This window comes from Litchfieldia alkalitelluris, assembly GCF_002153425.1.
Classification (GTDB): Bacteria; Bacillota; Bacilli; order Bacillales; family Salisediminibacteriaceae; genus Evansella; species Evansella alkalicola.
On the sequence record NZ_KZ119600.1, the window covers coordinates 52,869 to 77,562 of the forward strand.

A 24,694-nucleotide genomic window follows, 5' to 3' on the forward strand; every position below is an offset into this window, starting at 1 on the left:
GAAAGGGAGGATGACTCCCTTTGCTTTCGATCTTGAATTTAAACGGTGGAGGGGAAAGTGATGAATTTAATCTTAATGGGACTCCCAGGTGCTGGTAAAGGGACCCAGGCAGAAAAAATAGTAGAGAAATACGGGATTCCTCATATATCAACAGGTGATATGTTCCGTGCTGCCATTAAAAATGGAACAGAACTTGGATTAAAGGCGAAAGCTTTTATGGACGAAGGGAACCTTGTTCCTGATGAGGTAACTGTTGGAATTGTTCGCGAGCGACTTAGTAAGGATGATTGTAAAAATGGATTCTTACTAGATGGCTTCCCGAGAACTGTAGCTCAAGCCGCTGCATTAGAAGATTTGCTAGACGGACTTGAACGACAACTCGATCATGTTTTATACATTGAAGTACCGAAAGAGGATTTATTTAAACGTCTTACTGGTCGTTGGATATGCCCAACATGCGGAGCAACATACCATGAGATCTATAATCCTCCGAAAGTGGCTGGAAAATGTGATAAAGATGACAGCGAACTTACACAACGGGACGACGATAAGCCTGAAACAGTAGAGAAAAGGTTAGAAGTAAATCTTGAGCAGACCAAACCTCTTGTTAACTTCTATCATGAAAAAGGCTATCTTCGAAGTCTCAATGGAAATAAGGATATTCAAGAAGTTTTTGAAGATATCGATGCCTTTTTGAAAGGAAGCAATAAATGATTATATGTAAGACGCCTAGAGAATTAGAAGTAATGCGTGTTGCAGGTAGGATCGTTGCTTTAACTCATCAGGAGCTTCAAAAACACATCAAGCCTGGCATTACAACTTTAGAATTAGACAGCATCGCGGACAAATTTATTCGCCAGCATGATGCGATTCCATCTTTTAAAGGCTATAATGGATTTACTGGGAGTATCTGTGCTTCAGTGAATGAAGAATTGGTACACGGAATTCCTGGAAACCGGGTACTCAAAGAAGGCGATATTATCAGTATTGATATAGGTGCTAAATATAATGGGTATCATGGAGACTCTGCATGGACTTATCCAGTGGGTGAAATATCCGAAGAGAGTAAGGAGCTACTTCAAGTAACTGAAGAGTCGTTATTTAAAGGACTTGATGAAGCAAAACCAGGTGAGAGGTTATCAAACATATCTCATGCTATCCAAACATATGTAGAATCATATGGTTTCTCAGTAGTAAGAGAGTATGTCGGTCATGGGGTTGGTCAAGACCTTCATGAAGACCCTCAAATCCCACACTTCGGACCACCAGGAAAAGGCCCGAGACTTAAGCCGGGAATGGTACTAGCGATAGAACCAATGGTAAACGCCGGATCGAGACACGTCCGTACATTAAAGGACAATTGGACGGTAGTGACCACTGATGGTAAAATGTGTGCCCATTTTGAACACACGATTGCTATTGTTGATGATGGATATGAAATTTTGACAAAAACCGAATAAGGGTGGTCACTAAATGAAAGATCCTGATTCGATTCCACAAGTGGGAGAGCTTGTGAGAATATTGAGTGGAAGAGACAAAGAGCAGTTTGCCTGTGTGATTGAAGTTATTGATTCTCGTTTTGTCCGAATTGCTGACGGTGATAAACGGAAAGTAGATCGGGCAAAAAAGAAAAATATTCAGCACATTGAGCAGACAGGTATCGTTGCCTTGGAAGTGAAAAATAGCATTGTGGAAACAGGTCGTGTTACCAATGCCAAATTGCGATTTGCAATTTCAACATATATCGATGATAATTTCCTGAAGGAAGGGGAGTAAATTCATGGCCAAAGAAGATGTAATCGAAGTAGAAGGAACGGTGATTGAGCCGTTACCAAATGCAATGTTCCGAGTAGAATTAGAAAACGGACATAAGATCTTGGCTCATGTCTCTGGAAAAATTCGAATGCACTTTATTCGTATTCTACCGGGTGATAAAGTTACAGTAGAATTGTCTCCGTATGATTTAACTCGTGGTCGAATTACGTATCGCTATAAATAACAAAAAAATGTTACTCCGCAGCAACATAAGGAGGTATAAATCATGAAGGTAAGACCGTCAGTCAAGCCAATTTGCGAAAAATGTAAGGTTATTCGCCGAAAAGGAACCGTCATGGTAATTTGCGAAAACCCTAAACACAAACAAAAACAAGGTTAACTCACAGGAGGTGTAAACCAATGGCACGTATATCAGGTGTCGACATTCCTCGTGATAAGCGAGTTGTCGTTTCATTAACGTACGTTTATGGAATTGGACGTTCAAGAGCAATTGAGATTCTTAAAACTGCAGGTGTATCTGAGGATACTCGTGTAAGAGATCTTACTGAAGATGAACTTTCAAAGATCCGTGAAGTAATTGATTCATTGAAAGTAGAAGGGGATCTCCGTCGTGAAATCTCATTAAATATTAAACGTCTAATTGAAATTGGATCATATCGTGGTATTCGTCATCGTCGCGGATTACCGGTACGAGGACAAAAAACGAAAAACAATGCACGTACACGTAAAGGTCCACGTCGTACAGTTGCAAACAAGAAGAAGTAAAGGAGGTATTTGTCGATTATGGCTAAACCGAAAACGACTCGTTCAAAGCGTCGTCAACGTAAAAATATTGAATCCGGCATTGCGCACATTCGTTCAACTTTCAATAATACGATTGTTACAATTACGGATACTCGCGGTAACGCAATTTCGTGGGCAAGCGCTGGTGCTTTAGGCTTTAAAGGTTCTCGTAAGTCAACACCTTTTGCTGCGCAAACTGCAGCTGAAACTGCTGCAAAGGCTGCTATGGAACACGGAATGAAAATAGTTGAAGTTTCAGTTAAAGGCCCAGGTGCTGGACGAGAAGCTGCAATTCGTTCACTTCAAGCTACTGGTTTAGAAGTGAATATGATTAAAGATGTTACTCCAGTTCCACATAACGGATGCCGTCCGCCAAAACGTCGTAGAGTATAGTCGCATCAGAGGTATGGAAGGTCATACCCTTGTCAATAATGGATTAAGAGTCTATAGCCGGAAACGGTTCTTTACAAAGGTATTGACGGTATCGTGACAGGTCGGGATGTGCCCAATGAGGGATTCCGGTTGAACGACTTGATTCAACCGGGGTTTCGACGTTTTGAAGGAGGGTTTGTTTAAATGATCGAAATAGAAAAGCCAAAGATTGAAGCGGTTGAAATTAAAGAAGATGCATCATATGGGAAATTTGTTGTTGAACCATTGGAGCGAGGATACGGGACAACCTTAGGGAATTCTCTACGCAGGATCCTATTGAATTCACTTCCTGGTGCAGCAGTAACAAGTGTCCAGTTTGATGGAGTACTTCATGAGTTTTCAACCATTGAAGGAGTAGTTGAGGATGTAACATCCATCATTCTTAACTTAAAAAAACTCGCTCTGAAAATCTACTCAGATGAAGAAAAAACGCTTGAAATTGAAGCGCAAGGCGAAGGAATTGTCACTGCTGCAGACTTTATGCATGACAGTGATGTGGAGGTATTAAACCCTGACCTTCATATTGCAACACTCTCTAAGGGTGCTCAATTTCATATGAAAGTAACAGCAAGCCGAGGTCGAGGATATGTTCAAGCTGAAGGAAACAATTCAGAAGAACTTCCAATAGGTGTTATTCCAGTTGATTCTATTTACACACCAGTTTCACGTGTAAACTATCAAGTGGAAAATACGCGTGTTGGGCAGATAACAAACTTTGACAAATTAACGTTAGATGTTTGGACTGATGGAAGTATTCGCCCAGAAGAAGCTGTATCACTTGGCGCAAAAATCTTAACTGAGCATTTAAATATTTTTGTTGGCTTGACGGACCAAGCACAGCATGCAGAGATCATGGTAGAAAAAGAAGAAGATCAAAAAGAGAAAGTGCTTGAAATGACGATCGAAGAGTTAGACTTGTCCGTACGCTCCTACAACTGTTTGAAACGAGCAGGAATTAATACTGTTCAAGAATTAACTCAAAAAACGGAAGAAGATATGATGAAAGTACGAAATCTAGGAAGAAAATCACTAGAGGAAGTACAAGAGAAGCTAGGCGAACTAGGCTTAGGACTTCGCAAAGAGGAATAGTTCCCTTTCATCATAATTTAGAACATAGTAATTTGACTTGAGAAGGAGGGACTCCCATGGCATACAGAAAATTAGGTCGAGACAGCAGTGCGCGAAAAGCACTTTTCCGTGACTTAGCGACAGACTTAATCATCAATGAACGTATTGAAACTACTGTACCTAAAGCAAAAGAGCTTCGTTCTGTTGTAGACCAAATGATTACACTAGGTAAACGTGGTGATTTGCATGCTCGTCGTCAAGCAGCTGCTTTCATTCGTAATGAAGTTGCAGACGAAGAGACTGGCGTAAATGCGGTTCAGAAATTATTTGATGATATCGCACCACGCTATGAAGAGCGCCAAGGTGGTTATACACGTGTGTTAAAGCTAGGACCTCGCCGTGGAGACGGTGCAGAAATGGCGATCATTGAGCTCGTGTAATAGATGCATAAGAATTGATTCTTCAAAGGGCGAGAAACCAGATCTATTTTTAGATTCTGTTTCTGTGCCCTTTTTTGCTTTCAGCATAATGCAATGGGGAGATGAGGGAATGCAAGAAACACTGCAAGGAACAATTCATGTTGATAGTCTGACATTCCAGTTTCAAGGTAATGGGGAAAATGTTTTGACAGACATCTCACTGTCATTACGCGCAGGAGAGTGGGTTTCTATCGTTGGTCATAATGGATCAGGGAAATCTACACTGGCAAAGTTCTTGAATGGGCTGTTAATTCCAGTGACTGGTGATGTAACAATCCTAGGTATGAACACGAAAGATTTCAATAATCAGCCCCTCATTAGAAAAAAAGTAAGCATGGTTTTTCAGAATCCTGACAATCAACTCGTAGCACCTACTGTAGCAGATGACGTTGCCTTTGGACTTGAAAACGCTGGAGTACCCTTTAAAGAAATGCAGGCAAGGGTAAGAAATACTATCCATACACTAGGTTTAAGTGGCTTGGAAAATAGTGAACCGAGTAGGTTATCTGGAGGACAGAAGCAAAGAGTGGCACTAGCTGGTGCCCTCGTCCTACAACCCGAAATTTTAATATTAGATGAAGCGACTTCAATGCTAGATCCAATCGGGAAAAAAGAAGTGATGGATCAAGTCCAAAGGTTGCGCAGGGAAACAGAATTAACGATTGTTATGATAACCCATGACTTAAATGAAGCACTTATGTCAGATAGGGTTATTGTATTAAAGGAAGGGCGAATAGTAGGTGATGGCCCACCATTAGAAGTCCTTAGCCACTCAGAAATGTTAGCAGACACCAATTTAATTCATCCGTTTATTATAGAAATAATGGAAGGGCTAAAAGGAAAAGGGTATGACTTAAGAGAAGTTAATAATACAATTATAACAGAACAAGAACTGGTGGATGCTATATGGAAATTAAAGCAAATGATGTAACTGTAAAGTATATGGTTGGCACTCCTTTTGAAAAAGTCGCGTTACATAAGATAAACTTCACATTAAGGCCGAGTACATACCATGTTTTTATAGGAAAAACAGGGTCGGGAAAGTCTACCTTCATTCAACTATTAAATGGCTTATTGAAACCTACAGAAGGTAGCATGCTAATTGGTGAAAAGGTAGTTAATAGAAAAACAAAAATGAAGCAACTTTATCATTTGAGGAAAGAGATAGGGATGGTATTTCAATTTCCTGAGCATCAGCTTTTCCATGATACAGTACTAGAGGATGTGGCTTTTGGCCCTATGAATCTGGGCGTAGGAAAGGTGGAAGCAGAAAAGCGAGCAGAAGAAAGTCTCTCTCTCGTTGGAATCTCTCCTTCCTTATATATGCGATCTCCATACGAACTCAGTGGCGGTCAGATGAGGCGTGTCGCTATAGCAGGTGTATTAGCTATGGAACCTAAAGTATTGGTCCTAGACGAGCCAACTGCAGGATTAGACCCTGTTGGACATATTGGGATGATGGAGCTCTTTAATCATTGGTTTAAGGCTAAGGAAGGACGTTCTGTTATTTTAGTAACGCACAACATGGAAGATGCAGCACGATATGGTGAGGAAATCCATGTGATGTATGATGGTGAGCGGAAATTAGTAGGTACACCTTCTGAATTGTTCACAAAGGAAACAAAGCTAAACGAATATGGAATAAGTCTCCCTAACACTTTAAGTTTGCTAATGGAGCTACAAAGGGCTTCTGGACAAGCTTTAATCACGGATCATTTTGAGATTGATGATACAGTCGATGAGATTGTCTCTTTTTTAAGAAAGGACATTGAAAACAATGCTTGAGCACATCGCGTTAGGACAGTATTTGCCTGGTTCATCTGTGCTTCATCGTCTAGACCCCCGATCAAAATTAGTAGGCTTGTTAATATTTATGTTATTTCTATTTATTAGTAGACACCCTTTATTTCTTGTTGTGGCCATTGGCATTTTTATATGGACCTTTTCAGTATCTAAAGTTCCACTTATATATTTTTTCAAGAGTATGCGATTGATTGGAATTATTATTTTCATTACATTGTTACTGCAGTTATTCATGAACAATGATGGAGAAGTACTCTTTCAGTTTTTTAGTGTTACCGTTTATTCTGGCGGTCTTACTGAGGGGCTCCTTATTGGGGGAAGGCTTTTTATTCTGGTGGGAATGGCGTCATTATTAACCTTAACTACGACACCAGTTGACTTAACTGATGGTTTAGAGACTTTGTTTTCACCCCTAAAAAAATGGCGTTTTCCTGTCCATGAAATGGCCTTTATGATTTCCATTGCACTTCGTTTTTTTCCGACACTCATAGAGGAAACGGCAAGGATCACGAAAGCACAAATGGCAAGGGGAGCAAGCTTCAGTCATGGATCTCCTTGGAAAAGAGTGAAGACCATTATACCTATCTTTGTTCCCTTAATTGTTCAATCGTTAAAGCGAGCGGAGGAGCTGGCAGTTGCAATGGAAGCGAGGGGCTATGTTGGTGGCGAGGGAAGAACTAAATATAGGCAGCTATATTGGAAGGGTCTTGATACGTTAGTAATTAGTATTATAACTGCCTATGCTGTATTGGGTGTTTTGACTAGGTTGCTTTAAGGAGAGAGTATGATGAAGCGAGTAAAAATAATTGCCTCCTATGATGGAAGTCACTTTTCTGGATATCAAGTACAACCAGATGCAAGAACGGTTCAAGGTGAGTTGCAAAAAGCTTTGGCTAGAATGCATAAGGCGGATAGTTGGAATGCGACTGGATCTGGAAGGACGGACACAGGCGTACATAGCCTAGGTCAGACCATTCATTTTGATACATCTTTAAATCTTCCTGAAAATCGGTGGCCAATGGCGCTGAACGCCTTGCTTCCAGATGACATTATTATTCTAGAGGCTAGTTATGTTGGGGACGATTTTCATGCTCGATACGATACGGTCGGTAAGGAATATATTTATCGGGTAGAGACATCAAAAGTGAAGAATGTGTTCAAACGTAATTATTGTTTTCATGTCCGTGAAGAGCTAGATTTGGAGAAGATGCAGAAGGCTGCCAGTCATTATCTCGGTACTCATGATTTTACGAGTTTTTCCTCACCTCGTACGGCAGTTGTTGATAAGGTCAGAACCATTTATGATGTTTCGATTGATCGTAGTGGGGAGGAGCTGACTTTTCGCTATGTAGGCAGTGGCTTTCTATATCAAATGGTCCGTGTGTTAACAGGTACCTTAATTGAGATCGGGAAGGATAGAATGAATGCAGAAGAGATTCCTGAGATATTGGAAGCGAAGGATAGGGCATTAGCTGGTCCTACAATTCCTGGAAATGGGCTATATCTCTCGAAGGTAGTTTATTCTGAGGAAGAATTGTCTAAGTTGTTAAGGAGATAATTGGGTGATTTTAGTACGATTTCTGTTCAATAATCTATATGTTCTAGAAATGGAAAAAATTTTTTTCATATGACAACGAAACCTGGTGTAACATCTTATTGACATCGCATTTCATATGTTATATGATGATATACGGTATTCTTATGCCCACTAGCCCCGGGTAACGGAATCTAATGTTTGAATTGTAGAATTTGACGCGATAGTTTTTGTGAAAGTTTATTAGGAGGGAAACAAATGCGTACGACATATATGGCAAAGCCAAGTGAAATTGAGCGTAAATGGTTCGTTGTTGATGCAGAAGGCCAAACTCTTGGTCGTCTTGCTACTGAAGTAGCTAGCATCCTACGTGGAAAGCATAAACCAACATTTACACCACACATTGATACAGGGGATCACGTGATCTTAATCAATGCAGAAAAAATTCATTTAACAGGTAACAAACTGGACGATAAGAAATATTACCGTCACAGTCAACACCCAGGTGGTCTTAAGACTACTACTGCAAGAGAAATGCTTAACAAAAAGCCTGAAAGAATGCTTGAACTAGCAATCAAAGGAATGCTACCAAAGAACTCTTTAGGCCGTAAGCAAGGAATGAAGCTTCACGTTTACACTGGAAGCGAGCATCCACACCAAGCACAACAACCGGTAGCATACGAATTACGCGGTTAATTATAGAAGGAGGTAATTTTTTTGGCACAGGTTCAATATTATGGAACAGGTCGTCGTAAAAACTCTGTTGCACGTGTACGTTTAGTACCTGGTGACGGAAATATCGTGATCAACAAACGCGACATTAACGACTACTTTGACCTTGAAACTTTAAAATTAATTGTTAAACAACCACTTGTAGAAACACAAACTGAAGGAACTTACGATGTACTTGTAACAGTACATGGTGGAGGATACACAGGACAAGCGGGCGCAATCCGTCATGGTGTTGCTCGTGCACTTCTTGGTGCAGACCCTGAGTACCGTCCAGCACTTAAAAAAGCTGGCTTCTTGACTCGTGACGCTCGTATGAAAGAGCGTAAGAAATACGGTCTTAAAGCTGCTCGTCGTGCACCTCAGTTCTCAAAGCGTTAATATATTGCGCTTCAAAGGCTCTCATCCTATCTTGGATGGGGGCTTTTTATTAGGAATTTATGAGATTGGTCAGTTTTTTTAATGGCTTCTTATTCACAGAATGGAGACTGAACTCGAGGTACGAGGCGATTTGAGTCTTCATTTTCCGAGAATGGAGACTGAACACGAGGTGAGAAGCGATTTGTGTCTTCATTTTCCCAGAATGGAGACTGAACTCGAGGTACGAGGCGATTTGAGTCTTCATTTTCCGAGAATGGAGACTGAACACGAGGTGAGAAGCGATTTGAGTCTTCATTTCTTCAAAATGGAGACTGAACTTAGGTACGAGGCGATTTGAGTCTTCATTTCTTCAAAATGGAGACTGAACTGGAGGTGCGAGGCGATTTGAGTCTTCATTTTCCGAGAATGGAGACTGAACACGAGGTGAGAAGCGATTTGAGTCTTCATTTTCCCAGAATGGAGACTGAACTCGAGGAGCGAAGCGATTTGAGTCTTCATTTTCCCAGAATGAAGACTGAACTGAGGAAGTGAAGCAATTTGAGTCTGCATTTTCCCAGAATGAAGACTGAACTGAGGAAGTGAAGCAATTTGAGTCTGCATTTTCCCAGAATGAAGACTGAACTGAGGAAGTGAAGCAATTTGAGTCTGCATTTTCCCAGAATGAAGACTGAACTGAGGAAGTGAAGCAATTTGAGTCTGCATTTTCCCAGAATGAAGACTGAACTGAGGAAGTGAAGCAATTTGAGTCTTCATTTTCCCAGAATGAAGACTGAACTGAGGAAGTGAAGCAATTTGAGTCTTCATTTTCCCAGAATGGAGACTGAACTCGAGGTGAGAAGCAATTTGAGACTTCATTTTCCTAATTGACTCCCCCACACTAGATTGAAAACATAGGGGGCGTATCTGAAAAGGAAGAAAGGCCTCGTTTTGCAAGCTTCGTAATTAATTCTGCAATTTCTTTAGGGGATTCTTTCATTCCACTTTTTAACCAATGCTGAACCACATGAATACTGCCGTTAGCTATATAAAGGCTTAAGTATTCTGAGTTATATGGGACATTGGTGTTTTCCACTTCCAGAGTCTTTAATAAATGCGTATGGGCTAACATCATTACCTTTTTCTGAAAACGAGGGTCTCCATGCTCACTGAATAAGGTTTGGCAGCTGTCGCGATTTTCAGCTATGTATTCTAGTAGTTTTTCTGTCATTTGTAGGGCTTCTTCGTTTTTAGAGTAGTTATAGGCAGAAAGAGTCGCACTAATATCTTCAATAATATTATCTTCAATTTGGAATGCTAAATCATAGATATCTTTATAATGAGAGTAAAAGGTAGAGCGGTTAATATCCGCACTTTCACAAACTTCCTTTATTGTAATAGCTGAAAGAGGTTTTTCCTGCATTCGTTTTATAAAGCTTTCCTTTAAAACTTTACGTGTATATTTCTGACGTCTATCCAGTTTTTCAATCACCAATATTTCCCCTTCCGTTATTTATCCAACACATTTTCCTGTTATGTTGTTTAACGAACATATTATAATAAACTGTGTGTTGATTAATTAACATGGTGTTATTATAATTAATGATTAGTTAATCTGCAAGGAGTGGTCACCATTGTCAGGCATTGCTTCTAAAATCATCAAGCATAACAAATTAATCGTTATTGTTTTTACAATATTAACTCTGATCAGTGCAGTGGCACTGTTTTTTGTTGATATTAACTATAATATGAATGACTACATACCAGAGGATGCGCCATCAACAAAAGCCATCGAGGTAATGGAAGAAGAGTTTGAAAGTACGCTTTCCAATGCACAAGTGATGATTAAGGACGTGTCTGTCCAAGAGGCGTTACTATATCAAGAGTGGTTGGAGAATATTGATGGCGTATCAGACGTCACGTGGCTTGATCAAGCTATTGATTTAAAGGTCCCTTTAGAAATGGCAGATCAAGATGTGGTGGAGTCCTATTATAAGGATAACCACGCTATTTTTTCCATGACCGTACGAGAAGGTGACGAAGTAGAGATTACTGAGGCTATTTATGAGCTGATTGGTGAAGAAAATGCATTAATTGGGGAAGCGGCTAATACTTCCGTTTCGCAAAAAATGGCCTTTACTGAAACGATGTATGCTGCTTTACTACTTGTTCCGATGATCATTATCATACTCGTTTTATCAACGAATTCATGGGTGGAGCCAGTATTCTTTCTTACTGCAATTGGTGTGTCTGTCATCATTAATCTTGGAACAAACATATTTATTGGAGAAATTTCGTTTGTAACGCAATCGGTGGCGCCGATTTTGCAACTGGCCGTGTCACTTGATTATGCGATTTTTCTACTTCATAGTTTTTCCGATCATCGCAAAAATACGGAAGACCCTGGGGAAGCCATGCAAAAAGCAGTGAAATCTTCTTTCCCTGCGATTGCGTCTAGTGCAGCTACAACGTTCTTTGGCTTTATGGCTTTGACGTTCATGCAGTTTGAAATAGGGGCAGACCTAGGGGTAAACCTTGTGAAAGGTATCTTACTAAGTTTTATTAGTGTCATGGTATTTTTGCCTGCATTAACTATTTTGTTTTATAAATGGATCGATAAAACACAACACAGGCCGTTTTTCCCTCGATTTGAATCCATTGGTAAGGGAGTAATGAAAGCGCGGTTTGTGAGCTTAGCAGTTGTAGCTATCATTATTGTTCCTGCTTATTTAGCACAGCAGGAAACAACGTTTATTTATGGTATCGGTGATCAGCCTGAATCCACCCGCCTAGGGAGTGATATGATTGCGGTTGATGAAGTATTTGGGAAGTCAACACCAATCGTGCTCCTTGTACCAAAGGGAGATGTGGCGAGAGAGGTAAGGCTTGAGCAGGACTTAAAACAGGAGGAGCGAGTCACCAGTGTTATTTCCTATAATCAGTCAGTCAGCCCTGCCATACCACCAGAGTATTTAGATGAATCTGTGACAGAGCAGTTCCATTCTGAAAACTATAGTCAAATTATTTTATACACGGATACGGAGTCTGAAGGAGATGTGGCATTTAGAACGGTTGAAAATGTCCTAGAGGTCGCTCGTTCCTATTATGGAGAGGAAGTATTAGCCGTCGGTGAAAGTGTTTCATTGTACGATATGAAGACAATCATCAATAAAGATAACACGGTAGTAAATATTTTAACTGTAGTGGCCATAGCCGTTGTTCTTCTATTTACATTTAAGTCTATATCTATACCGATCGTCTTACTCCTAACCATACAGTCAGCAGTTTGGATAAACTTATCTGTCCCTTACTTTACGGACACTGCCTTGGTTTTTATCGGATATTTAGTAGTAAGTACTGTCCAGTTGGCAGCGACGGTGGACTACGCCATTCTCTTTACGGAGGATTATTTGGAAAACCGGAAAGAAATGTCTGCGTGGGATTCAATTATTAAGACATTAAATGAAAAAACGTTTTCCATTTCTATTTCAGCTGGTATTTTATCGAGTGTTGGATTCATATTAGCGATCACTTCTACCAACCCAATTGTAGGGTCCATCGGTTTATTGATTGGTAGAGGGGCTTTATTAGCATTCATCATGGTACTCTTTTTCCTACCAGCGATGCTGTTATTGTTCGATAAATTTATTGGAAAAACCACGTTAAATGCGAAATTCTTTAAAGGGGGTCAATCATCGTGAAGAAAAAGTTTATGATGGTTTTTCTTACAATGTTACTTGTTTTTCCATACTATACGGGAAGTGCTGATCCCAACGAGGATATGGATGAAAATGATACTCAGGCTGAAATTGATAATGGTGGGGACCCAATGGGCAAGGTGGCTTCCAAGGATGAAGTGATTTATGGTAGCCTTCATGCGAATGGTTCCCTCAATGAGATATTTGTAGTTAATATGTTAGAAGTAGTAGAGGCTGGCCTAATTATCGACCACGGTAACTATGAGTCAGTAAAAAATTTAACGGACTTAACGGAAATAGAACAAGTAGATAACAAAGTGCGAATTCAAGCATCACCAGGGTGGTATTATTATCAAGGAAATAAAAAGAACGCTGAGTTGCCTTGGAATATTGATATTTCCTATATGCTTGATGGAGAAGAAATTTCAGCTCCTGATCTTGCTGGGAAAGATGGCAGACTGCTCATTACGATAAATACATCTCAAAATGAAAGTGTAGACCCTGTTTTTTACGAATATTACGCACTGCAGGTATCCTTAACTCTCGATACGGACAACACGAGTAATCTTCATGCACCTGACGCCACCATAGCAAACGTAGGTAAGCAGCGGCAGGTTAACTTTACTGTTATGCCGGAAAGGGATGGGGATCTCACGCTCTTAGCAGATGTGGTCGATTTTGAAATGGAAGGCATCGATATTTCTGGGATTCCATTATCTATGGCGTTGGAAGAATTCGAAATGGATGAAATGACAAGAGAGATGCGGAAGCTAGCCGATGCTATACAGGAAATAAACAATGGTGTTTCCGATTTAAGGGATGGCGTATCTGAACTAAACGATGGCATGTGGAGCTTGAGTAGCGGTTCTAATGAATACTATTCAGGAATGAATGAAATAAACAATTCCTCAGGGGAGTTAGTTGATGCCTCAGCAACGATTAGGGACGCTTTAAGAACATTAAATGAAGAGCTTAGTGGGGCGCAATTAGATTTTGACATGAGTGAATTGGAACAGATGCCAGAGATGTTTGAACGCTTTTCAGAAGGTGTTGGAGGCGCGGCAGAGGGCTTGGTTCAATTTAATGAAAACTTTGCTGCAGCTTTTTCCGCATTGGAAAGTGCCATTAATGAGATCCCTGAAACACCAGATTCACTTCAGGAAAATATTGAGGAACTTCGTGATATGGGAGTAGATCCTGAAATCATTGATTTCTTAATAGAAGTGAATGCAGCTGCTCAATCGGTGCGTGGGACATTTAGTGAAGTGAGGGAAGTATTTGGTGCCGTGGAATCAACCTTGGAAGGAATTAATGAAACTGTTGGAGAGATGACAGGAAGATTAGATACCATTTCTGAAGAGGTGTTGGCAGCGTTTGAGAATATGGATGAGCTTGATGCATTCGATGAATTAATTGATGGTGTTGCCATGCTCGCTGAAAACTACGGTGAGTTCCATAACGGATTACGTTCCTACACAAACGGTGTCTCCCAGCTAACAGGGGCATATGGGGAAATTGACTCAGGTATTAGCGAGATAGCAAATGGAACGAGTGAACTTGAAAGTGGAGTTGGTGAACTCCATGACGGAACGGAAGAATTGGCTTCGGAAACAAGTGACTTACCTGAACAGATGGAAGAAGAAATGGAAGCGATGCTAGAGGAATTCGAACGCTCTGATTTTGAAGCTGTTTCTTATGTGTCCGATGCTAATAAAAATATAAATACTGTTCAATTTGTTTTGAAAACAGAGCCGATTGAAATAGTAAGTGCAGATGATGAAGGGGAGGAAGAAGAGGAGCAACCTAGTTTTTGGGAGCGCCTATGGGGTTTGTTTTCTTAACATTTTTTGAAATGTAAAAAGTGAGTTTTGCTGACAAGGTCTAATAAAGGTTTAATTACATGTATTCAAAAAGGCGCGAAGATCTTATCAAATTGATAGGTGTGCTTCGTGCCTTTAATATTGATTTTTTTCACATCTAATGGAATTGCTGAGTTGATGATACAACTTCTTTATCATCTTTAATGACAACTAAATAACGTGCTGTTGAAGGTGATTGGGTGAGTATTTCATCACTTGTAGTAGTATCTTCTGGTTCCAAATTTACAAATACTTCATAAGTTCGAGTATCCTCCGTATCTTGATAGCGGTCTACGTTAATCCTTACAATTTCAAAATCCTCTAAAAAAGTGGCGAAATGCGGTTCAATCACATTTTCTTCGAGCTCCAATAACTTCTGTTTTGCTGGATCAGGCAATACAAAAGGAAGAAGAACTAATAATATTAAGATTGCAGTAAGTATATAAACTGATTTAGGAACTTTCTTTTTTCCGACAGTGCCCATTTTCCTGCCCCCATTATTTCATTTTTCTTTATTTACGCATTTTGTGATGGGGAGGTTTCATTATCCTACATAAAGTTTCCCATGGACATCATTCACTAGTTGTTCCAAGTATTGATCCTTATGAATTGCCTCAGAAACCTCACACTATAAATAAAAAAACGAGGCGATGTCTCATGAATGTAATCACAAACTTAGGAGAAAGAAGGAGAAAGAAACAGTGGAAATTTGAGCGTAATATGCTTCGCTCCTTGTCCATTGATGATATGAGGAAAGATGTAAACGAACACTTTTTTTCCCAACTCATTGGGGCTGAAACAGTGAGTAAGTTGTATTTGATGGACTTCTGCCTTGATATTGGTATAGATGCTTATTTACTCGGTTCTGAATATGGTCGATTTGGGTACTATGGAGAAACACCGGATCAGGCACAAACAAGATGTGAAGAGGAATTAGAAACATTCACAACCCAAACAGCTAGCCAATTCTCGGCATGGTTCACATTAACAGAAGACGAGAAGTTCATTCAATTTGAAAGAAGTAGGGCGTTCATTAACCGTTGGTGGAAAAAAGGGTTCCAAGAAGGCGAGCGGCGTTACCGACTTCGTTTACATTAGATTTCATTGCATAAAACATATACCTCGTCCCATATATATAGGAATGGAAGTATAAGGGGGCGAGGTTATGATTATAAAGGTTAAGTTTTGGAAGCTTGTGGTTCTAGGAGTTAGTATTGGTCTTATCATTTCTCTTATTAGTATGTATTTAGAAAGTAGAACAGTTACTGGATGGGCCTTGCCTTTATCTGGGAATGTTATTGTATTAGACCCAGGACACGGTGGGATAGATGGAGGAGCCTCATCGAAAAACGGAGATTTGGAAAAAGACATTGCATTGGACATCAGCCTGAAGCTTCGTGATTATTTACAGGAAGCGGGGGCACTAGTCATTATGACAAGAGAAGGTGACCATGATCTTGCTGCTGAAGGAACAAAGCGAGTGAGATCTAGGAAAGTAGAGGACTTAAAGAAGCGGGTTTCCATCATTAATGATTCAAATGCGGATCTGTTCATTAGTCTACATTTGAATGCTATTCAATCTCCAAAGTGGAGTGGTGCACAAACCTTTTATAACCGTACGATTGAAGGGAATGAAGCACTAGCGAAACATATTCAAGGAGAGCTAATAAGAAATTTGGAAAACACAAATCGCCAAGCAAAACCAATTAACTCTGTTTACCTCATTAAAGAAGCAGTTACTCCAGGTGCTTTAGTGGAAGTAGGTTTTTTATCTAATCCGGGGGAAGCTGCGCGATTAGCTACAGATGACTACCAACAACAAGTGGCTGCTTCCATTTATGAGGGGATCCTTCGCTACAAGAGTGGAGAAGCACCACCATCTTATTAAGTAGGAACACCTTATTTTTACATGTATAGGTGTGATCTATATCAACATGGTTACGGTGTAAATATGTTATACTATGGAATGATAACGAATACATACATGTATAAAGGCGGGTGTTATTGTGTTAACAGAAGAACAGGTACTCAACGCATTGAAAAGTGTACAAGAACCTCACTTAGGAAAGAGCCTAGTTGAATTAAACGCAATTAAGGAATTAAAAATTAAAAATAATATGGTTAGCTTGAAGCTGGCGATCTCTCAACCAGGAACTGCGGAACAAATGCAATTACAACAAGAGATAGTAACTGCAGTTAAAAATGCTGGAGCGGAATCTGTTGGACTTCGATTTGAGAAAATGTCTGACGAAGAAGTGGCAAAATACGGTGGCCAAGCTCAAGAGGAAGGTGCGTCTTTACTAAAGCGTCAAGATAAAACAAACTTCATTGCTGTAACATCAGGTAAAGGTGGAGTAGGTAAATCAACCGTATCTGTTAACCTTGCTACGTCCTTAGCTCGACTTGGTAAGAAAGTTGGTATCATTGATGCTGATATTTACGGATTCAGTGTACCTGATATGATGGGTATTGAAGAGCGTCCGAAAGTGGTTGGACAGAAGATTTACCCTGTAACGCGCTTTGATGTACAAGTTATCTCCATGGGCTTTTTCGTCGAAGATAATTCTCCAATCATATGGCGTGGCCCAATGCTTGGAAAAATGCTAAATAACTTCTTTAATGAAGTGGAATGGGACGATTTAGATTATTTAATTCTAGATTTACCACCAGGTACTGGTGACGTAGCGTTAGATATTCACTCTATGCTACCTACTTCAAAGGAAATTATTGTTACAACACCACATGCTACAGCAGCGTTTGTAGCGGCTCGTGCAGGTGCAATGGCTATAAAGACAGATCACGAAATTTTAGGTGTTGTAGAGAATATGTCTTACTTTGAAAGCAAAGTGACTGGAGAAAAAGAGTATGTATTTGGTAAAGGCGGAGGCGAAAAACTCGCTGAAGAACTTAAAACAGAAGTCATTGCTCAAATTCCACTTGGGCAACCAGAAATAGATGAAGAAAACTTCGCGCCGTCCATTTACGACACAAACCACCCTATTGGTGAAATTTATATGGACATGGCAGCAAAAGTCGTAGAAAAAACAAAATAAATAAGAGTGGCACTTCCACATTAATTGTTGGAAGTGCCTTTTTTTAGGTGGGAGAGAGGGTTCGACTTTATTCGTCTCCTCCTCCGCCCCCTTCTCCTCCTTCATCTTCTTTCGTTTCGTTCTCTTTATCTTGTTTCTCCATCTGTTTTTGCGCAACATTAGCCATAATTTCATTTAACTTTGCAACAAAATAAGGGCTCTCAAATGCATCTGTCATGACGTTTAGCACTTGTTGCCGATATTCTTTACTCTGCATGGTTTCTAGATATTGCTCTTCCATTTCAGGGTCTTTCATGACAGAGATCATCATACCTTGATATTCAGGGTCCTTCATAAGGTTTTTTAAAATCTGCTCATTCTCTTGCTGCATACTTTCTGCAAAGGACTTCGCAAACTCAGGATCTTGCATCAAGGATGTCCAGTACTCCTTACCAGCATCAGAAGTTAACGTAGTTTGTACTGTTTCTCTGACAAAGGATTCCTCCATCACTAATTCCTGCTTCACTTCTTCGTCCTGTAAAACTTCTTTGATAGCCTGTTTTCCTTCATCAGTTTTTAACATGTCCACCATCATCTTTTTTGTGCTTTCGTAGCTAGGTTGAGAATTACTTTGATCTTCCATTGCTGCACAACTAGAAAGGAGTATAGCTACTACAAAGATAAGCAGTAAACGCCATTTCGAATACGTGATGATATTTTTATTATCCTTTATATTCTTAAAACAATTAATATTATGCCACACAGGAGCAGGCTCCTTTCTTTTATAATGGCTCTGCTAAATGAAAATGCTACTTGAGGAAAACGTTCAACCTGAAGCGAAAAATAAACATCTAAATTTAACAGGGCCTTCTTTGGAAATAAAGGCGCTTTTGCTCATAATATGAGATAAATTTAAAAAAAATATACAAAAAGTCAGTAGAAGGTAAAAAAAGTGGCAAAGGAAAAAGCTTTTTTGATAAAATGATAGTTGGACTGAAATACAGGAGGAAAATTATCGTGAATACGAGAAAAGTCGTCTTTTTATTTTATACAACCTTGATTATTGGTACTGTAGCCGGATTTTTAGTCGGATTTATTGTGGATTTTCAAACACATATAAATGACCTCAGTAATGGCCAATTTGGCGGATTCATCATGATTATTATTACTGCATCTATTTGGACTGTTATTGCACAGATGGGGTTCTTTGCGTACTTAACTGTTCATCGCTTTGGATTAGGGATTTTTAAATCAGTGAGCTTGTGGAATAAAATCCAAGTCGTTATTATTGCCTTTGCACTATTCGACATCATGTTCTTCCGTCACATGGCGTTTGCGGAAGAAGGAGAAGGTATGCTTGGCTTTGCCGTTTTACCACTTCTATTACTTATTTATGGGTTAATTGTTGCATATATAAAGAGTAAAGAAACAAATATGGGTGCCTTTATTCCAGCTTTATTTTTTATGGTCGTTGTAACAACGATAGAATGGATCCCTGCATTGAGGGAGAATGATACAACCTTTTTAATAACTTCCATCGTTCCGTTACTCGTTGCAAATACATGGCAGTTACTTGTACTGCACCACTTACATGAATCTCCTGGTAAAAAAAATAGTGGAAATGTTAAAGCAAAAGCTCAGCCTCAAAAATAAGGCTGAGCTTTATTTTTTTGTTTGGCAAGCCCGTAAATAGGTTTGTCGGAACAAACTGAAGTTTACTCGCTTTCCGTGGAGATTTTTACTGCACTTCTTGCGTAGATACTTCCGCTCCAGAGATTAGGTCAGACACATTGGAAAAGTGGAATCCTTGCCCCTTTAATTTGTCGATAATAATTGGTAATGCCTCATTCGTTTGTTTTGCCGAATCAGAAGCATGCATTAAAATAATGTCTCCATTAGTTACATTTGCAGTAACATTATCAACAATTTTTTCAACCCCAGGGTTTTGCCAATCATTTGAATCTACACTCCAATGAATCACATCATAGTTTAATCCTTCGGCAATCTTTAATACTCGATCATCAAAGCTACCATTTGGTGGTCTCAAGTATGTTGAACTTTCATTCGTAATCTCTTGAATAATTCGATGCGCTGTCTGAATATCTTTTTTGATTTCATCATCATCCCAAGACGTATAATGATCATGCTTGAAACCATGACTACCAAGTTCATGACCATCTTCTACCATTCGTTCTACTACTTCAGGATGTCTCTCTGCCCAAGCAGCAGATACAAAGAATGTGGCTTCTAAATCATGTTCCTTTAAAGTGTCTAGTATTGGGATTGCACGCTCTTCTCCCCAGCTGATGTTAAACGTCAAGGCTAATCTTTTTTCTTCCGCTTCTACTTTGTAAATCGCAACTGGTTCATCGTTTGTGGTGAAAACAGGTACTTGAGACTGGCCTGTCCAAAGTATTCCCGCAGTAAATAATCCTGCAATAGCAATGATCATATATCTCTTCAGTGACTTAGCATTCCAAACCCAGATAAAGTTCATCTTCATAGCCTCCTTGTCCATTCTTTACTTCATATGTATTGTGAAGGACAGGCATATATGAATAAAATTTACAAAAACCGAAAATAATGCTTTATGTAGATTTATTGGAGGTGGTCATGTGCTAGGTGTTATGTTAACAGAACGAGAATCTCAAGAAATGGAGTATTTGTTAAAAAGAGAGTTAGAGGAATTATTACTGGATTTATCAGATTCACGAATTGATGGAATTGTAAAACGGGCTATGGAAGAAAGATATCAAATGATATTTAAACTATATAAACGTTTTACACCTCAAAAGGAATATTTACAATATGTTCGACAAAGGCAATACTCAGGAAAATACAAGGAATCAAAAACTGATTGACAAGTATCATGCGCCCTTGATATATTATTTTTATTGTAAAAAATAAATACAGGGGCCTAAAAAAAAATGAAAAAAGATGTTTAATCTCTCAAAAGATTGTACACTATAGTAACTGTGATTTCTTTCAATAAATCCCTTGCGTTTTTACAAAAAAAATAGTATTATATCAAATGTCTTATCATTGTAACTCATCCATAAGATAACCAGATGCGTATCGTTCCACAGTAGCTCAGTTGGTAGAGCAATCGGCTGTTAACCGATCGGTCGCAGGTTCGAGTCCTGCCTGTGGAGCCATTTTTTCAAAAAGTGATTTGTCCTTAGGAAAAATGGTTGAGTCCTGGTTAGAAGATTAATATGTGATGGAGCTCTAAAAGTTATTATCGTTCCACAGTAGCTCAGTTGGTAGAGCAATCGGCTGTTAACCGATCGGTCGCAGGTTCGAGTCCTGCCTGTGGAGCCAATGCTTCCTTAGCTCAGTAGGTAGAGCGCATCCATGGTAAGGATGAGGTCAGCGGTTCAAGCCCGCTAGGAAGCTCCAGTTTAATGGCCCGTTGGTCAAGTGGTTAAGACACCGCCCTTTCACGGCGGTAACACGGGTTCGAATCCCGTACGGGTCACCATTTTTTTTTTGCCCATACTTAAGGTTGGGTTGTGCAATTTGCAATTTGATAATTTGGATTCAGCTGGAATTTGTAATTAAGCTAGTTCATTTAAATTATTGGGCTATAGCCAAGCGGTAAGGCAACGGATTTTGATTCCGTCATGCGCAGGTTCGAATCCTGCTAGCCCAGCCATTTTTTTAAGACTATAGACTACGGAGCGAAACATCGTCCGAAATCTCCATGAATAATCATCGTAGAAATTAACTACGAGCCATTAGCTAGGAGCAAGGCTGCTGTGAATTTGCTGCGACTTGTTTCGACGGATACACATCGAAGCGTTGCTAGTAGAGGAAGAAACACAGTTGGTTAACGAGCGTTTACAACACGAATAAGCTAAAGCTGTTTCGACGCATAAGCACCGAAGCAAGACTAGAAGAGGAAGAAACAGGGTGCTACGAAGCGTTACAACGTCCGTAAGAAACATGAATAAACTTCGTAGAAATAACTACGAGCCATTAGCTCAGTTGGTAGAGCATCTGACTTTTAATCAGAGGGTCGAAGGTTCGAGTCCTTCATGGCTCACCATTTTTCAAATCAATAATTATCACTGAAAATACAACGGGGCCTTAGCTCAGCTACGAGCAAAGCTGCCATGAAAACGCAACGAGTTGTTTCGACGCATAAACACCGAAGCAAAACTAGAAGAGGAAGAAACAGGGTACTACGAAGCGTTACATCGTCCGAAGACATCATGAATAAGCATCATTGAAAAAGCAACGGGGCCTTAGCTCAGCTGGGAGAGCGCCTGCCTTGCACGCAGGAGGTCAGCGGTTCGATCCCGCTAGGCTCCACCATAAAAATACTTATTAACTAGGATGAAACTACATCCTGGTTTTTTTGTTGTCTGGGGTTCTTCACTAAGTAGGATTTAGGGATTACTGCTATACCTTAGGGATCTCTAGTTGAGGGCATGCAGTAAGGTAAAATAAATCGAGTTTAATTGCCCGAAGCCGAAGCAATCGAAGTGTAAAGGTAAAATAAACCGATTTTATTTGCCCGAAGCCGAAGCGATCGAAGTATAAAGGTAAAATAAATCGGTTTTAATTGCCCGAAGCCGAAGCAGCCGAAGTGTAAAGGTAAAACAAATCAAGTTTAATTGCCCGAAGTCGAAGCGGAAGAAGTACAAAGGTAAAATAAATCAAGTTTATTTGCGCGAAGCCGAAGCGGAAGAAGTACAAAGGTAAAATAAATCAAGTTTATTTGCCCGAAGCCGAAGCAACCGAAGTGTAAAGGTAAAATAAACTGAGTTTAATTGCCCGAAGCCGAAGCAGCCGAAGTGTAAAGGTAAAATAAATCAAGTTTAATTCCCCGAAGTAGAAGCAACCGATGTATAAAGGTAAAATAAATCGGTTTTAATTGCCCGTAGCCGAAGCAGCCGAAGTATAAAGGTAAAACAAATCAAGCTTAATTCCCCGAAGCAGAAGCACCCGATGCCAAAAGGTAAAATAAAAATAAACTGAGTATAAATACCGATTCGTTTAAAGCCCTATCCAAAAAGTGATCTGAAAATAATACTATAGTTTGTGTCCTCTTCTAATAGATAGAAGCTAAACTGTGATTTCCGATACTCCCCCATCAACTTCCCACTGAACTCCCCCCTCAACTAATCAGTCATTTATCTTCCGAACAAATAATAAAACTACCACAAGTTCATGACAGGTGGTTGTGACAAAATATTATACTTACTTATCCTCCGAACAAAAAAAGAAAACCAGCTAATCACTGGTTCTCCTTTTGTAACTTACAGTTTTGATAGTTAGTTAATTGGTATTTGTTCAGAAGTTTATCAAGGTAGGTACTCACTTGAACTACTTCGTTTGATGTTCTAGGCTTTTTGGAGGAAAGACGATGCATTTTTGATCTAGCAACTTCTATTTCCTCTAATAATTCTTTTTGACGAATACTCATGGAGTACCCTCCTTAATGATTTTTAATAAGTACAGGCACATAATCATATTGCCACACTGTTAGTTTTAATAAAATTTAGTAAATCTATAATCTATTAATCTTGCTGTTGTTATTATTCTACCCTTGATAGATTCTGATAAAACATGCTATTTTCATAAACAGTTATGTTTTTTTTATAATAAAATGATAAAATTAAATTATTGTTTGAAACCTTTTAAAGGTTGTTTTCGTAAAGGAGATAACCGCTCGGAAGCGGAGGTAACAATAATGGATGCGGTTGTAAAAAAAATTATCATAGAAGTAAAAAAGGGAGATCAGCAGGCATTCTCCGAATTAGTCGAAATATACAAAGATAAGGTTTATCAAGTAGCCTATCGCATGCTTGGAAATGCCCATGAAGCACAAGACGTTGCACAAGAGGCTTTCTTAAGGGCGTATACTAACTTAGAAACGTACGATATAAATCGAAAGTTTTCTACTTGGTTATTTAGAATTGCAACCAATTTGGCGATAGATCGTATACGAAAGAAGAAACCAGATTTTCATTTGGAAGATCAGGTGGCTGGGACAGAAGACCTTAACTATTATTCGCAAATTGCAACGGATGAAGCATTACCTGAAGACCAGGTAGTTAAATTTGAAATGCAGGAATGGGTGCAAAATGAAATCATGATGCTACCACCAAAATACCGTTCTGCGATAATATTGAAATACATGGAGGACCTTTCTTTGAAAGAGATAAGCGAAATTCTTAATCTTCCTGTAGCAACTGTGAAAACGAGAATACATCGGGGTAGGGAAGCCTTGCGAAAGAGGCTGAGAGATTCATGAGTCAAGGAAGGGGGGACCGGTGATGGCGTGCGAAAATGAATATAGTCATTTAATTCATAAATACCTTGATGAAGAAATGACGTTGCTAGAAAAGAAGAAACTTGAAAACCACCTTCTTCATTGTGCTGACTGTAGTGGCCACTTGAGAGAGCTACGCAAGACAGTGGCAATAGTTCAAAGTGCATCCCATATGGAGGCGCCAAAGGATTTTACAGCAAATGTCATGAAACAGCTTCCTAAGGAAACAAGGACTAATCAGTGGAAAACGTGGACGAGAAGACATCCATATTTGATAACAGCAGCGGTATTTTTCCTCGTGTTTATTATGAGTGTTTCCTCGATCTGGACCGGGGGTCAAAAGGAAATTATCGTCCAGGGTGATGGGCACTTTGTTGTTGATGAGGAGCGTGGTGTGGTCATCATTCCTGAAGGGGAGGTAATTTCTGGAGATATAACCGTAAGGAACGGAGATATAGAAATAGCTGGAGAGGTAAATGGGAGTATTACTGTCATTAATGGGGAACTCATCTACTCTGACCTTACTAATGGGGAAAACTATTTAGCCTCAACTGGGCATGTAGCAGGTGAGATTAATGAAATTAATCAAGTTTTTGGCTGGCTATGGTTTCACATTAAATCTTTCTTTTCAGATGTAATTAATGTCTTTAATTAATCGGTACCGTGAAAATAAAAATGTTAATTTGGTAATGGTTACAGTGTAATCACCCTTCGCTCATTCAACTACTAAGTTACTGACATATCCTTTTACATGGTGCTTTCATTCATTACATTTGAGATAGTGTTTAATAGTGATCTTTCTTTAGGACACATGATCAATTTTTTCATGTGTCCCTTTTGACGTGAATTGAAAAGTAGCCTAGA

Annotated in this window: 30 protein-coding genes and 7 tRNA genes; 31 read left to right on the forward strand and 6 right to left on the reverse strand. The window is 39.5% G+C overall.

From position 1 onward, the window contains the following. The first annotated feature begins 60 nt into the window (after positions 1-60). From BW724_RS00305 to rpsI, 15 genes are all read left to right on the forward strand, one after another. Entirely contained in the window at positions 61-714 is a 654-nt protein-coding gene (locus BW724_RS00305; protein WP_088073137.1) for an adenylate kinase, read from the forward strand. Beyond that, a complete protein-coding gene (gene map, locus BW724_RS00310; RefSeq protein ID WP_088073138.1) occupies positions 711-1,460 on the forward strand; it encodes a type I methionyl aminopeptidase in 750 nt (249 codons plus the stop codon). The genes BW724_RS00305 and map overlap by 4 nt, the downstream gene beginning before the upstream one ends. Before the next feature lie 13 nt (positions 1,461-1,473). Continuing rightward, a complete protein-coding gene (locus BW724_RS00315; RefSeq protein ID WP_088073139.1) occupies positions 1,474-1,776 on the forward strand; it encodes a KOW domain-containing RNA-binding protein in 303 nt (100 codons plus the stop codon). Between the two features lie 4 nt (positions 1,777-1,780). Next, a complete protein-coding gene (infA, locus tag BW724_RS00320) occupies positions 1,781-1,999 on the forward strand; it encodes a translation initiation factor IF-1 (protein WP_010896341.1) in 219 nt (72 codons plus the stop codon). A 42-nt stretch (positions 2,000-2,041) separates the two neighbouring features. Next, positions 2,042-2,155 (forward strand): 50S ribosomal protein L36, encoded by a 114-nt coding sequence (gene rpmJ / locus BW724_RS00325; RefSeq protein WP_003322638.1) that lies wholly within the window; start codon positions 2,042-2,044, stop codon positions 2,153-2,155. Positions 2,156-2,175: 20 nt separating this feature from the next. After that, a complete protein-coding gene (rpsM, locus tag BW724_RS00330) occupies positions 2,176-2,541 on the forward strand; it encodes a 30S ribosomal protein S13 (RefSeq protein ID WP_088073140.1) in 366 nt (121 codons plus the stop codon). An 18-nt stretch (positions 2,542-2,559) separates the two neighbouring features. Next, entirely contained in the window at positions 2,560-2,952 is a 393-nt protein-coding gene (gene rpsK / locus BW724_RS00335) for a 30S ribosomal protein S11 (protein WP_088073141.1), read from the forward strand. Between the two features lie 183 nt (positions 2,953-3,135). Further along, on the forward strand, positions 3,136-4,080 hold the full coding sequence (locus BW724_RS00340; RefSeq protein WP_088073142.1) for a DNA-directed RNA polymerase subunit alpha: 945 nt from the start codon (positions 3,136-3,138) through the stop codon (positions 4,078-4,080). Between the two features lie 56 nt (positions 4,081-4,136). Continuing rightward, entirely contained in the window at positions 4,137-4,499 is a 363-nt protein-coding gene (gene rplQ, locus BW724_RS00345) for a 50S ribosomal protein L17 (RefSeq protein ID WP_088073143.1), read from the forward strand. 109 nt (positions 4,500-4,608) lie between these two features. After that, positions 4,609-5,469 carry an energy-coupling factor transporter ATPase gene (locus BW724_RS00350; protein WP_235848853.1) on the forward strand — a complete coding sequence of 287 codons (861 nt, stop codon included), beginning with the start codon at positions 4,609-4,611 and terminating at the stop codon, positions 5,467-5,469. Then, a complete protein-coding gene (locus BW724_RS00355) occupies positions 5,445-6,323 on the forward strand; it encodes an energy-coupling factor transporter ATPase (protein WP_088073144.1) in 879 nt (292 codons plus the stop codon). The genes BW724_RS00350 and BW724_RS00355 overlap by 25 nt, the downstream gene beginning before the upstream one ends. Next, positions 6,316-7,116: an energy-coupling factor transporter transmembrane component T family protein gene (locus BW724_RS00360; protein ID WP_088073145.1), complete on the forward strand. Its 801-nt coding sequence runs from the start codon at positions 6,316-6,318 to the stop codon at positions 7,114-7,116. The genes BW724_RS00355 and BW724_RS00360 overlap by 8 nt, the downstream gene beginning before the upstream one ends. A gap of 12 nt (positions 7,117-7,128) precedes the next feature. Then, on the forward strand, positions 7,129-7,899 hold the full coding sequence (gene truA / locus BW724_RS00365) for a tRNA pseudouridine(38-40) synthase TruA (protein ID WP_176371236.1): 771 nt from the start codon (positions 7,129-7,131) through the stop codon (positions 7,897-7,899). Between the two features lie 234 nt (positions 7,900-8,133). Continuing rightward, on the forward strand, positions 8,134-8,571 hold the full coding sequence (rplM, locus tag BW724_RS00370) for a 50S ribosomal protein L13 (RefSeq protein WP_088073147.1): 438 nt from the start codon (positions 8,134-8,136) through the stop codon (positions 8,569-8,571). Positions 8,572-8,592: 21 nt separating this feature from the next. After that, positions 8,593-8,985 (forward strand): 30S ribosomal protein S9, encoded by a 393-nt coding sequence (gene rpsI / locus BW724_RS00375; protein ID WP_088073148.1) that lies wholly within the window; start codon positions 8,593-8,595, stop codon positions 8,983-8,985. A 291-nt stretch (positions 8,986-9,276) separates the two neighbouring features. On the opposite strand, the gene BW724_RS00380 is transcribed toward rpsI, so the two are convergent. Together BW724_RS00380 and BW724_RS00385 are read right to left on the reverse strand one after the other, a co-directional pair. Then, complete coding sequence (locus BW724_RS00380; RefSeq protein ID WP_088073149.1) at positions 9,277-9,840, reverse strand: hypothetical protein; 564 nt, start codon at positions 9,838-9,840, stop codon at positions 9,277-9,279. Between the two features lie 22 nt (positions 9,841-9,862). Then, on the reverse strand, positions 9,863-10,453 hold the full coding sequence (locus BW724_RS00385; protein ID WP_088073150.1) for a TetR/AcrR family transcriptional regulator: 591 nt from the start codon (positions 10,451-10,453) through the stop codon (positions 9,863-9,865). A 142-nt stretch (positions 10,454-10,595) separates the two neighbouring features. Here BW724_RS00385 and BW724_RS00390 point away from each other — a divergent pair, with 142 nt between their 5' ends. Next, positions 10,596-12,662 (forward strand): efflux RND transporter permease subunit, encoded by a 2,067-nt coding sequence (locus BW724_RS00390; RefSeq protein WP_088073151.1) that lies wholly within the window; start codon positions 10,596-10,598, stop codon positions 12,660-12,662. Further along, a complete protein-coding gene (locus BW724_RS00395) occupies positions 12,659-14,500 on the forward strand; it encodes a WXG100 family type VII secretion target (RefSeq protein WP_235848854.1) in 1,842 nt (613 codons plus the stop codon). Before BW724_RS00390 ends, BW724_RS00395 begins: the two co-directional genes overlap by 4 nt. Positions 14,501-14,636: 136 nt before the next feature. On the opposite strand, the gene BW724_RS00400 is transcribed toward BW724_RS00395, so the two are convergent. Further along, positions 14,637-15,002, reverse strand: a complete 366-nt coding sequence (locus BW724_RS00400; RefSeq protein ID WP_088073153.1) for a hypothetical protein — start codon at positions 15,000-15,002, stop codon at positions 14,637-14,639. Positions 15,003-15,175: 173 nt separating this feature from the next. Between BW724_RS00400 and BW724_RS00405 the strand changes: the two genes are divergently transcribed. From BW724_RS00405 to BW724_RS00415, 3 genes are all read left to right on the forward strand, one after another. Beyond that, positions 15,176-15,616 carry a DUF2521 family protein gene (locus tag BW724_RS00405; RefSeq protein ID WP_088073154.1) on the forward strand — a complete coding sequence of 147 codons (441 nt, stop codon included), beginning with the start codon at positions 15,176-15,178 and terminating at the stop codon, positions 15,614-15,616. A gap of 67 nt (positions 15,617-15,683) precedes the next feature. Further along, a complete protein-coding gene (gene cwlD, locus BW724_RS00410; protein WP_088073155.1) occupies positions 15,684-16,406 on the forward strand; it encodes an N-acetylmuramoyl-L-alanine amidase CwlD in 723 nt (240 codons plus the stop codon). A 118-nt stretch (positions 16,407-16,524) separates the two neighbouring features. Further along, positions 16,525-17,571: an Mrp/NBP35 family ATP-binding protein gene (locus BW724_RS00415; RefSeq protein ID WP_088073156.1), complete on the forward strand. Its 1,047-nt coding sequence runs from the start codon at positions 16,525-16,527 to the stop codon at positions 17,569-17,571. 67 nt (positions 17,572-17,638) lie between these two features. Here BW724_RS00415 and gerD read toward each other — a convergent pair whose 3' ends face one another. After that, on the reverse strand, positions 17,639-18,313 hold the full coding sequence (gerD, locus tag BW724_RS00420; protein WP_235848855.1) for a spore germination lipoprotein GerD: 675 nt from the start codon (positions 18,311-18,313) through the stop codon (positions 17,639-17,641). A 254-nt stretch (positions 18,314-18,567) separates the two neighbouring features. Here gerD and BW724_RS00425 point away from each other — a divergent pair, with 254 nt between their 5' ends. Further along, the gene (locus BW724_RS00425; protein ID WP_088073157.1) at positions 18,568-19,203 is read left to right on the forward strand and encodes a KinB-signaling pathway activation protein; all 636 of its coding nucleotides are present in this window, start codon (positions 18,568-18,570) and stop codon (positions 19,201-19,203) included. Positions 19,204-19,288: 85 nt separating this feature from the next. Here BW724_RS00425 and pdaB read toward each other — a convergent pair whose 3' ends face one another. Further along, positions 19,289-20,047, reverse strand: a complete 759-nt coding sequence (gene pdaB, locus BW724_RS00430; RefSeq protein ID WP_088073158.1) for a polysaccharide deacetylase family sporulation protein PdaB — start codon at positions 20,045-20,047, stop codon at positions 19,289-19,291. A gap of 118 nt (positions 20,048-20,165) precedes the next feature. Between pdaB and BW724_RS00435 the strand changes: the two genes are divergently transcribed. The 8 genes from BW724_RS00435 (at position 20,166) to BW724_RS00470 (ending at position 21,867) form a co-directional block, all read left to right on the forward strand. Beyond that, positions 20,166-20,411, forward strand: a complete 246-nt coding sequence (locus BW724_RS00435; protein WP_088073159.1) for a hypothetical protein — start codon at positions 20,166-20,168, stop codon at positions 20,409-20,411. A gap of 218 nt (positions 20,412-20,629) precedes the next feature. Continuing rightward, a tRNA-Asn gene (locus BW724_RS00440) sits at positions 20,630-20,705 on the forward strand. Positions 20,706-20,795: 90 nt separating this feature from the next. After that, positions 20,796-20,871 (forward strand) — tRNA-Asn (locus tag BW724_RS00445). A 2-nt stretch (positions 20,872-20,873) separates the two neighbouring features. Next, a tRNA-Thr gene (locus BW724_RS00450) sits at positions 20,874-20,949 on the forward strand. A 7-nt stretch (positions 20,950-20,956) separates the two neighbouring features. Then, positions 20,957-21,031: transfer RNA gene (locus BW724_RS00455), tRNA-Glu, on the forward strand. Between the two features lie 99 nt (positions 21,032-21,130). Continuing rightward, a tRNA-Gln gene (locus tag BW724_RS00460) sits at positions 21,131-21,205 on the forward strand. A gap of 317 nt (positions 21,206-21,522) precedes the next feature. Beyond that, positions 21,523-21,598: transfer RNA gene (locus BW724_RS00465), tRNA-Lys, on the forward strand. A 193-nt stretch (positions 21,599-21,791) separates the two neighbouring features. Then, positions 21,792-21,867: transfer RNA gene (locus BW724_RS00470), tRNA-Ala, on the forward strand. A gap of 925 nt (positions 21,868-22,792) precedes the next feature. Here BW724_RS00470 and BW724_RS00475 read toward each other — a convergent pair. Continuing rightward, the gene (locus BW724_RS00475) at positions 22,793-22,981 is read right to left on the reverse strand and encodes an aspartyl-phosphate phosphatase Spo0E family protein (RefSeq protein WP_088073160.1); all 189 of its coding nucleotides are present in this window, start codon (positions 22,979-22,981) and stop codon (positions 22,793-22,795) included. A 267-nt stretch (positions 22,982-23,248) separates the two neighbouring features. Here BW724_RS00475 and sigW point away from each other — a divergent pair, with 267 nt between their 5' ends. Both sigW and BW724_RS00485 read left to right on the forward strand, forming a co-directional pair. Continuing rightward, positions 23,249-23,812, forward strand: coding sequence for an RNA polymerase sigma factor SigW (gene sigW, locus BW724_RS00480; protein WP_088073161.1), 564 nt, complete (start codon positions 23,249-23,251; stop codon positions 23,810-23,812). A 22-nt stretch (positions 23,813-23,834) separates the two neighbouring features. Continuing rightward, positions 23,835-24,485, forward strand: coding sequence for a zf-HC2 domain-containing protein (locus tag BW724_RS00485; protein WP_088073162.1), 651 nt, complete (start codon positions 23,835-23,837; stop codon positions 24,483-24,485). The last annotated feature ends 209 nt before the right edge of the window (positions 24,486-24,694 follow it).

Bases quoted from the DNA above. Each gene is read 5' to 3' on its own strand.
- BW724_RS00305 (WP_088073137.1), top strand. From the start codon at position 61: ATGAATTTAATCTTAATGGGACTCCCAGGTGCTGGTAAAGGGACCCAG.
- map (WP_088073138.1), top strand. From the start codon at position 711: ATGATTATATGTAAGACGCCTAGAGAATTAGAAGTAATGCGTGTTGCA.
- BW724_RS00315 (WP_088073139.1), top strand. From the start codon at position 1,474: ATGAAAGATCCTGATTCGATTCCACAAGTGGGAGAGCTTGTGAGAATA.
- infA (WP_010896341.1), top strand. From the start codon at position 1,781: ATGGCCAAAGAAGATGTAATCGAAGTAGAAGGAACGGTGATTGAGCCG.
- rpmJ (WP_003322638.1), top strand. From the start codon at position 2,042: ATGAAGGTAAGACCGTCAGTCAAGCCAATTTGCGAAAAATGTAAGGTT.
- rpsM (WP_088073140.1), top strand. From the start codon at position 2,176: ATGGCACGTATATCAGGTGTCGACATTCCTCGTGATAAGCGAGTTGTC.
- rpsK (WP_088073141.1), top strand. From the start codon at position 2,560: ATGGCTAAACCGAAAACGACTCGTTCAAAGCGTCGTCAACGTAAAAAT.
- BW724_RS00340 (WP_088073142.1), top strand. From the start codon at position 3,136: ATGATCGAAATAGAAAAGCCAAAGATTGAAGCGGTTGAAATTAAAGAA.
- rplQ (WP_088073143.1), top strand. From the start codon at position 4,137: ATGGCATACAGAAAATTAGGTCGAGACAGCAGTGCGCGAAAAGCACTT.
- BW724_RS00350 (WP_235848853.1), top strand. From the start codon at position 4,609: ATGCAAGAAACACTGCAAGGAACAATTCATGTTGATAGTCTGACATTC.
- BW724_RS00355 (WP_088073144.1), top strand. From the start codon at position 5,445: ATGGAAATTAAAGCAAATGATGTAACTGTAAAGTATATGGTTGGCACT.
- BW724_RS00360 (WP_088073145.1), top strand. From the start codon at position 6,316: ATGCTTGAGCACATCGCGTTAGGACAGTATTTGCCTGGTTCATCTGTG.
- truA (WP_176371236.1), top strand. From the start codon at position 7,129: ATGAAGCGAGTAAAAATAATTGCCTCCTATGATGGAAGTCACTTTTCT.
- rplM (WP_088073147.1), top strand. From the start codon at position 8,134: ATGCGTACGACATATATGGCAAAGCCAAGTGAAATTGAGCGTAAATGG.
- BW724_RS00380 (WP_088073149.1), bottom strand. From the start codon at position 9,840: ATGAAGTCTCAAATTGCTTCTCACCTCGAGTTCAGTCTCCATTCTGGG.
- BW724_RS00400 (WP_088073153.1), bottom strand. From the start codon at position 15,002: ATGGGCACTGTCGGAAAAAAGAAAGTTCCTAAATCAGTTTATATACTT.
- BW724_RS00405 (WP_088073154.1), top strand. From the start codon at position 15,176: ATGAATGTAATCACAAACTTAGGAGAAAGAAGGAGAAAGAAACAGTGG.
- cwlD (WP_088073155.1), top strand. From the start codon at position 15,684: ATGATTATAAAGGTTAAGTTTTGGAAGCTTGTGGTTCTAGGAGTTAGT.
- pdaB (WP_088073158.1), bottom strand. From the start codon at position 20,047: ATGAACTTTATCTGGGTTTGGAATGCTAAGTCACTGAAGAGATATATG.
- BW724_RS00475 (WP_088073160.1), bottom strand. From the start codon at position 22,981: ATGAGTATTCGTCAAAAAGAATTATTAGAGGAAATAGAAGTTGCTAGA.
- sigW (WP_088073161.1), top strand. From the start codon at position 23,249: ATGGATGCGGTTGTAAAAAAAATTATCATAGAAGTAAAAAAGGGAGAT.
- BW724_RS00485 (WP_088073162.1), top strand. From the start codon at position 23,835: ATGGCGTGCGAAAATGAATATAGTCATTTAATTCATAAATACCTTGAT.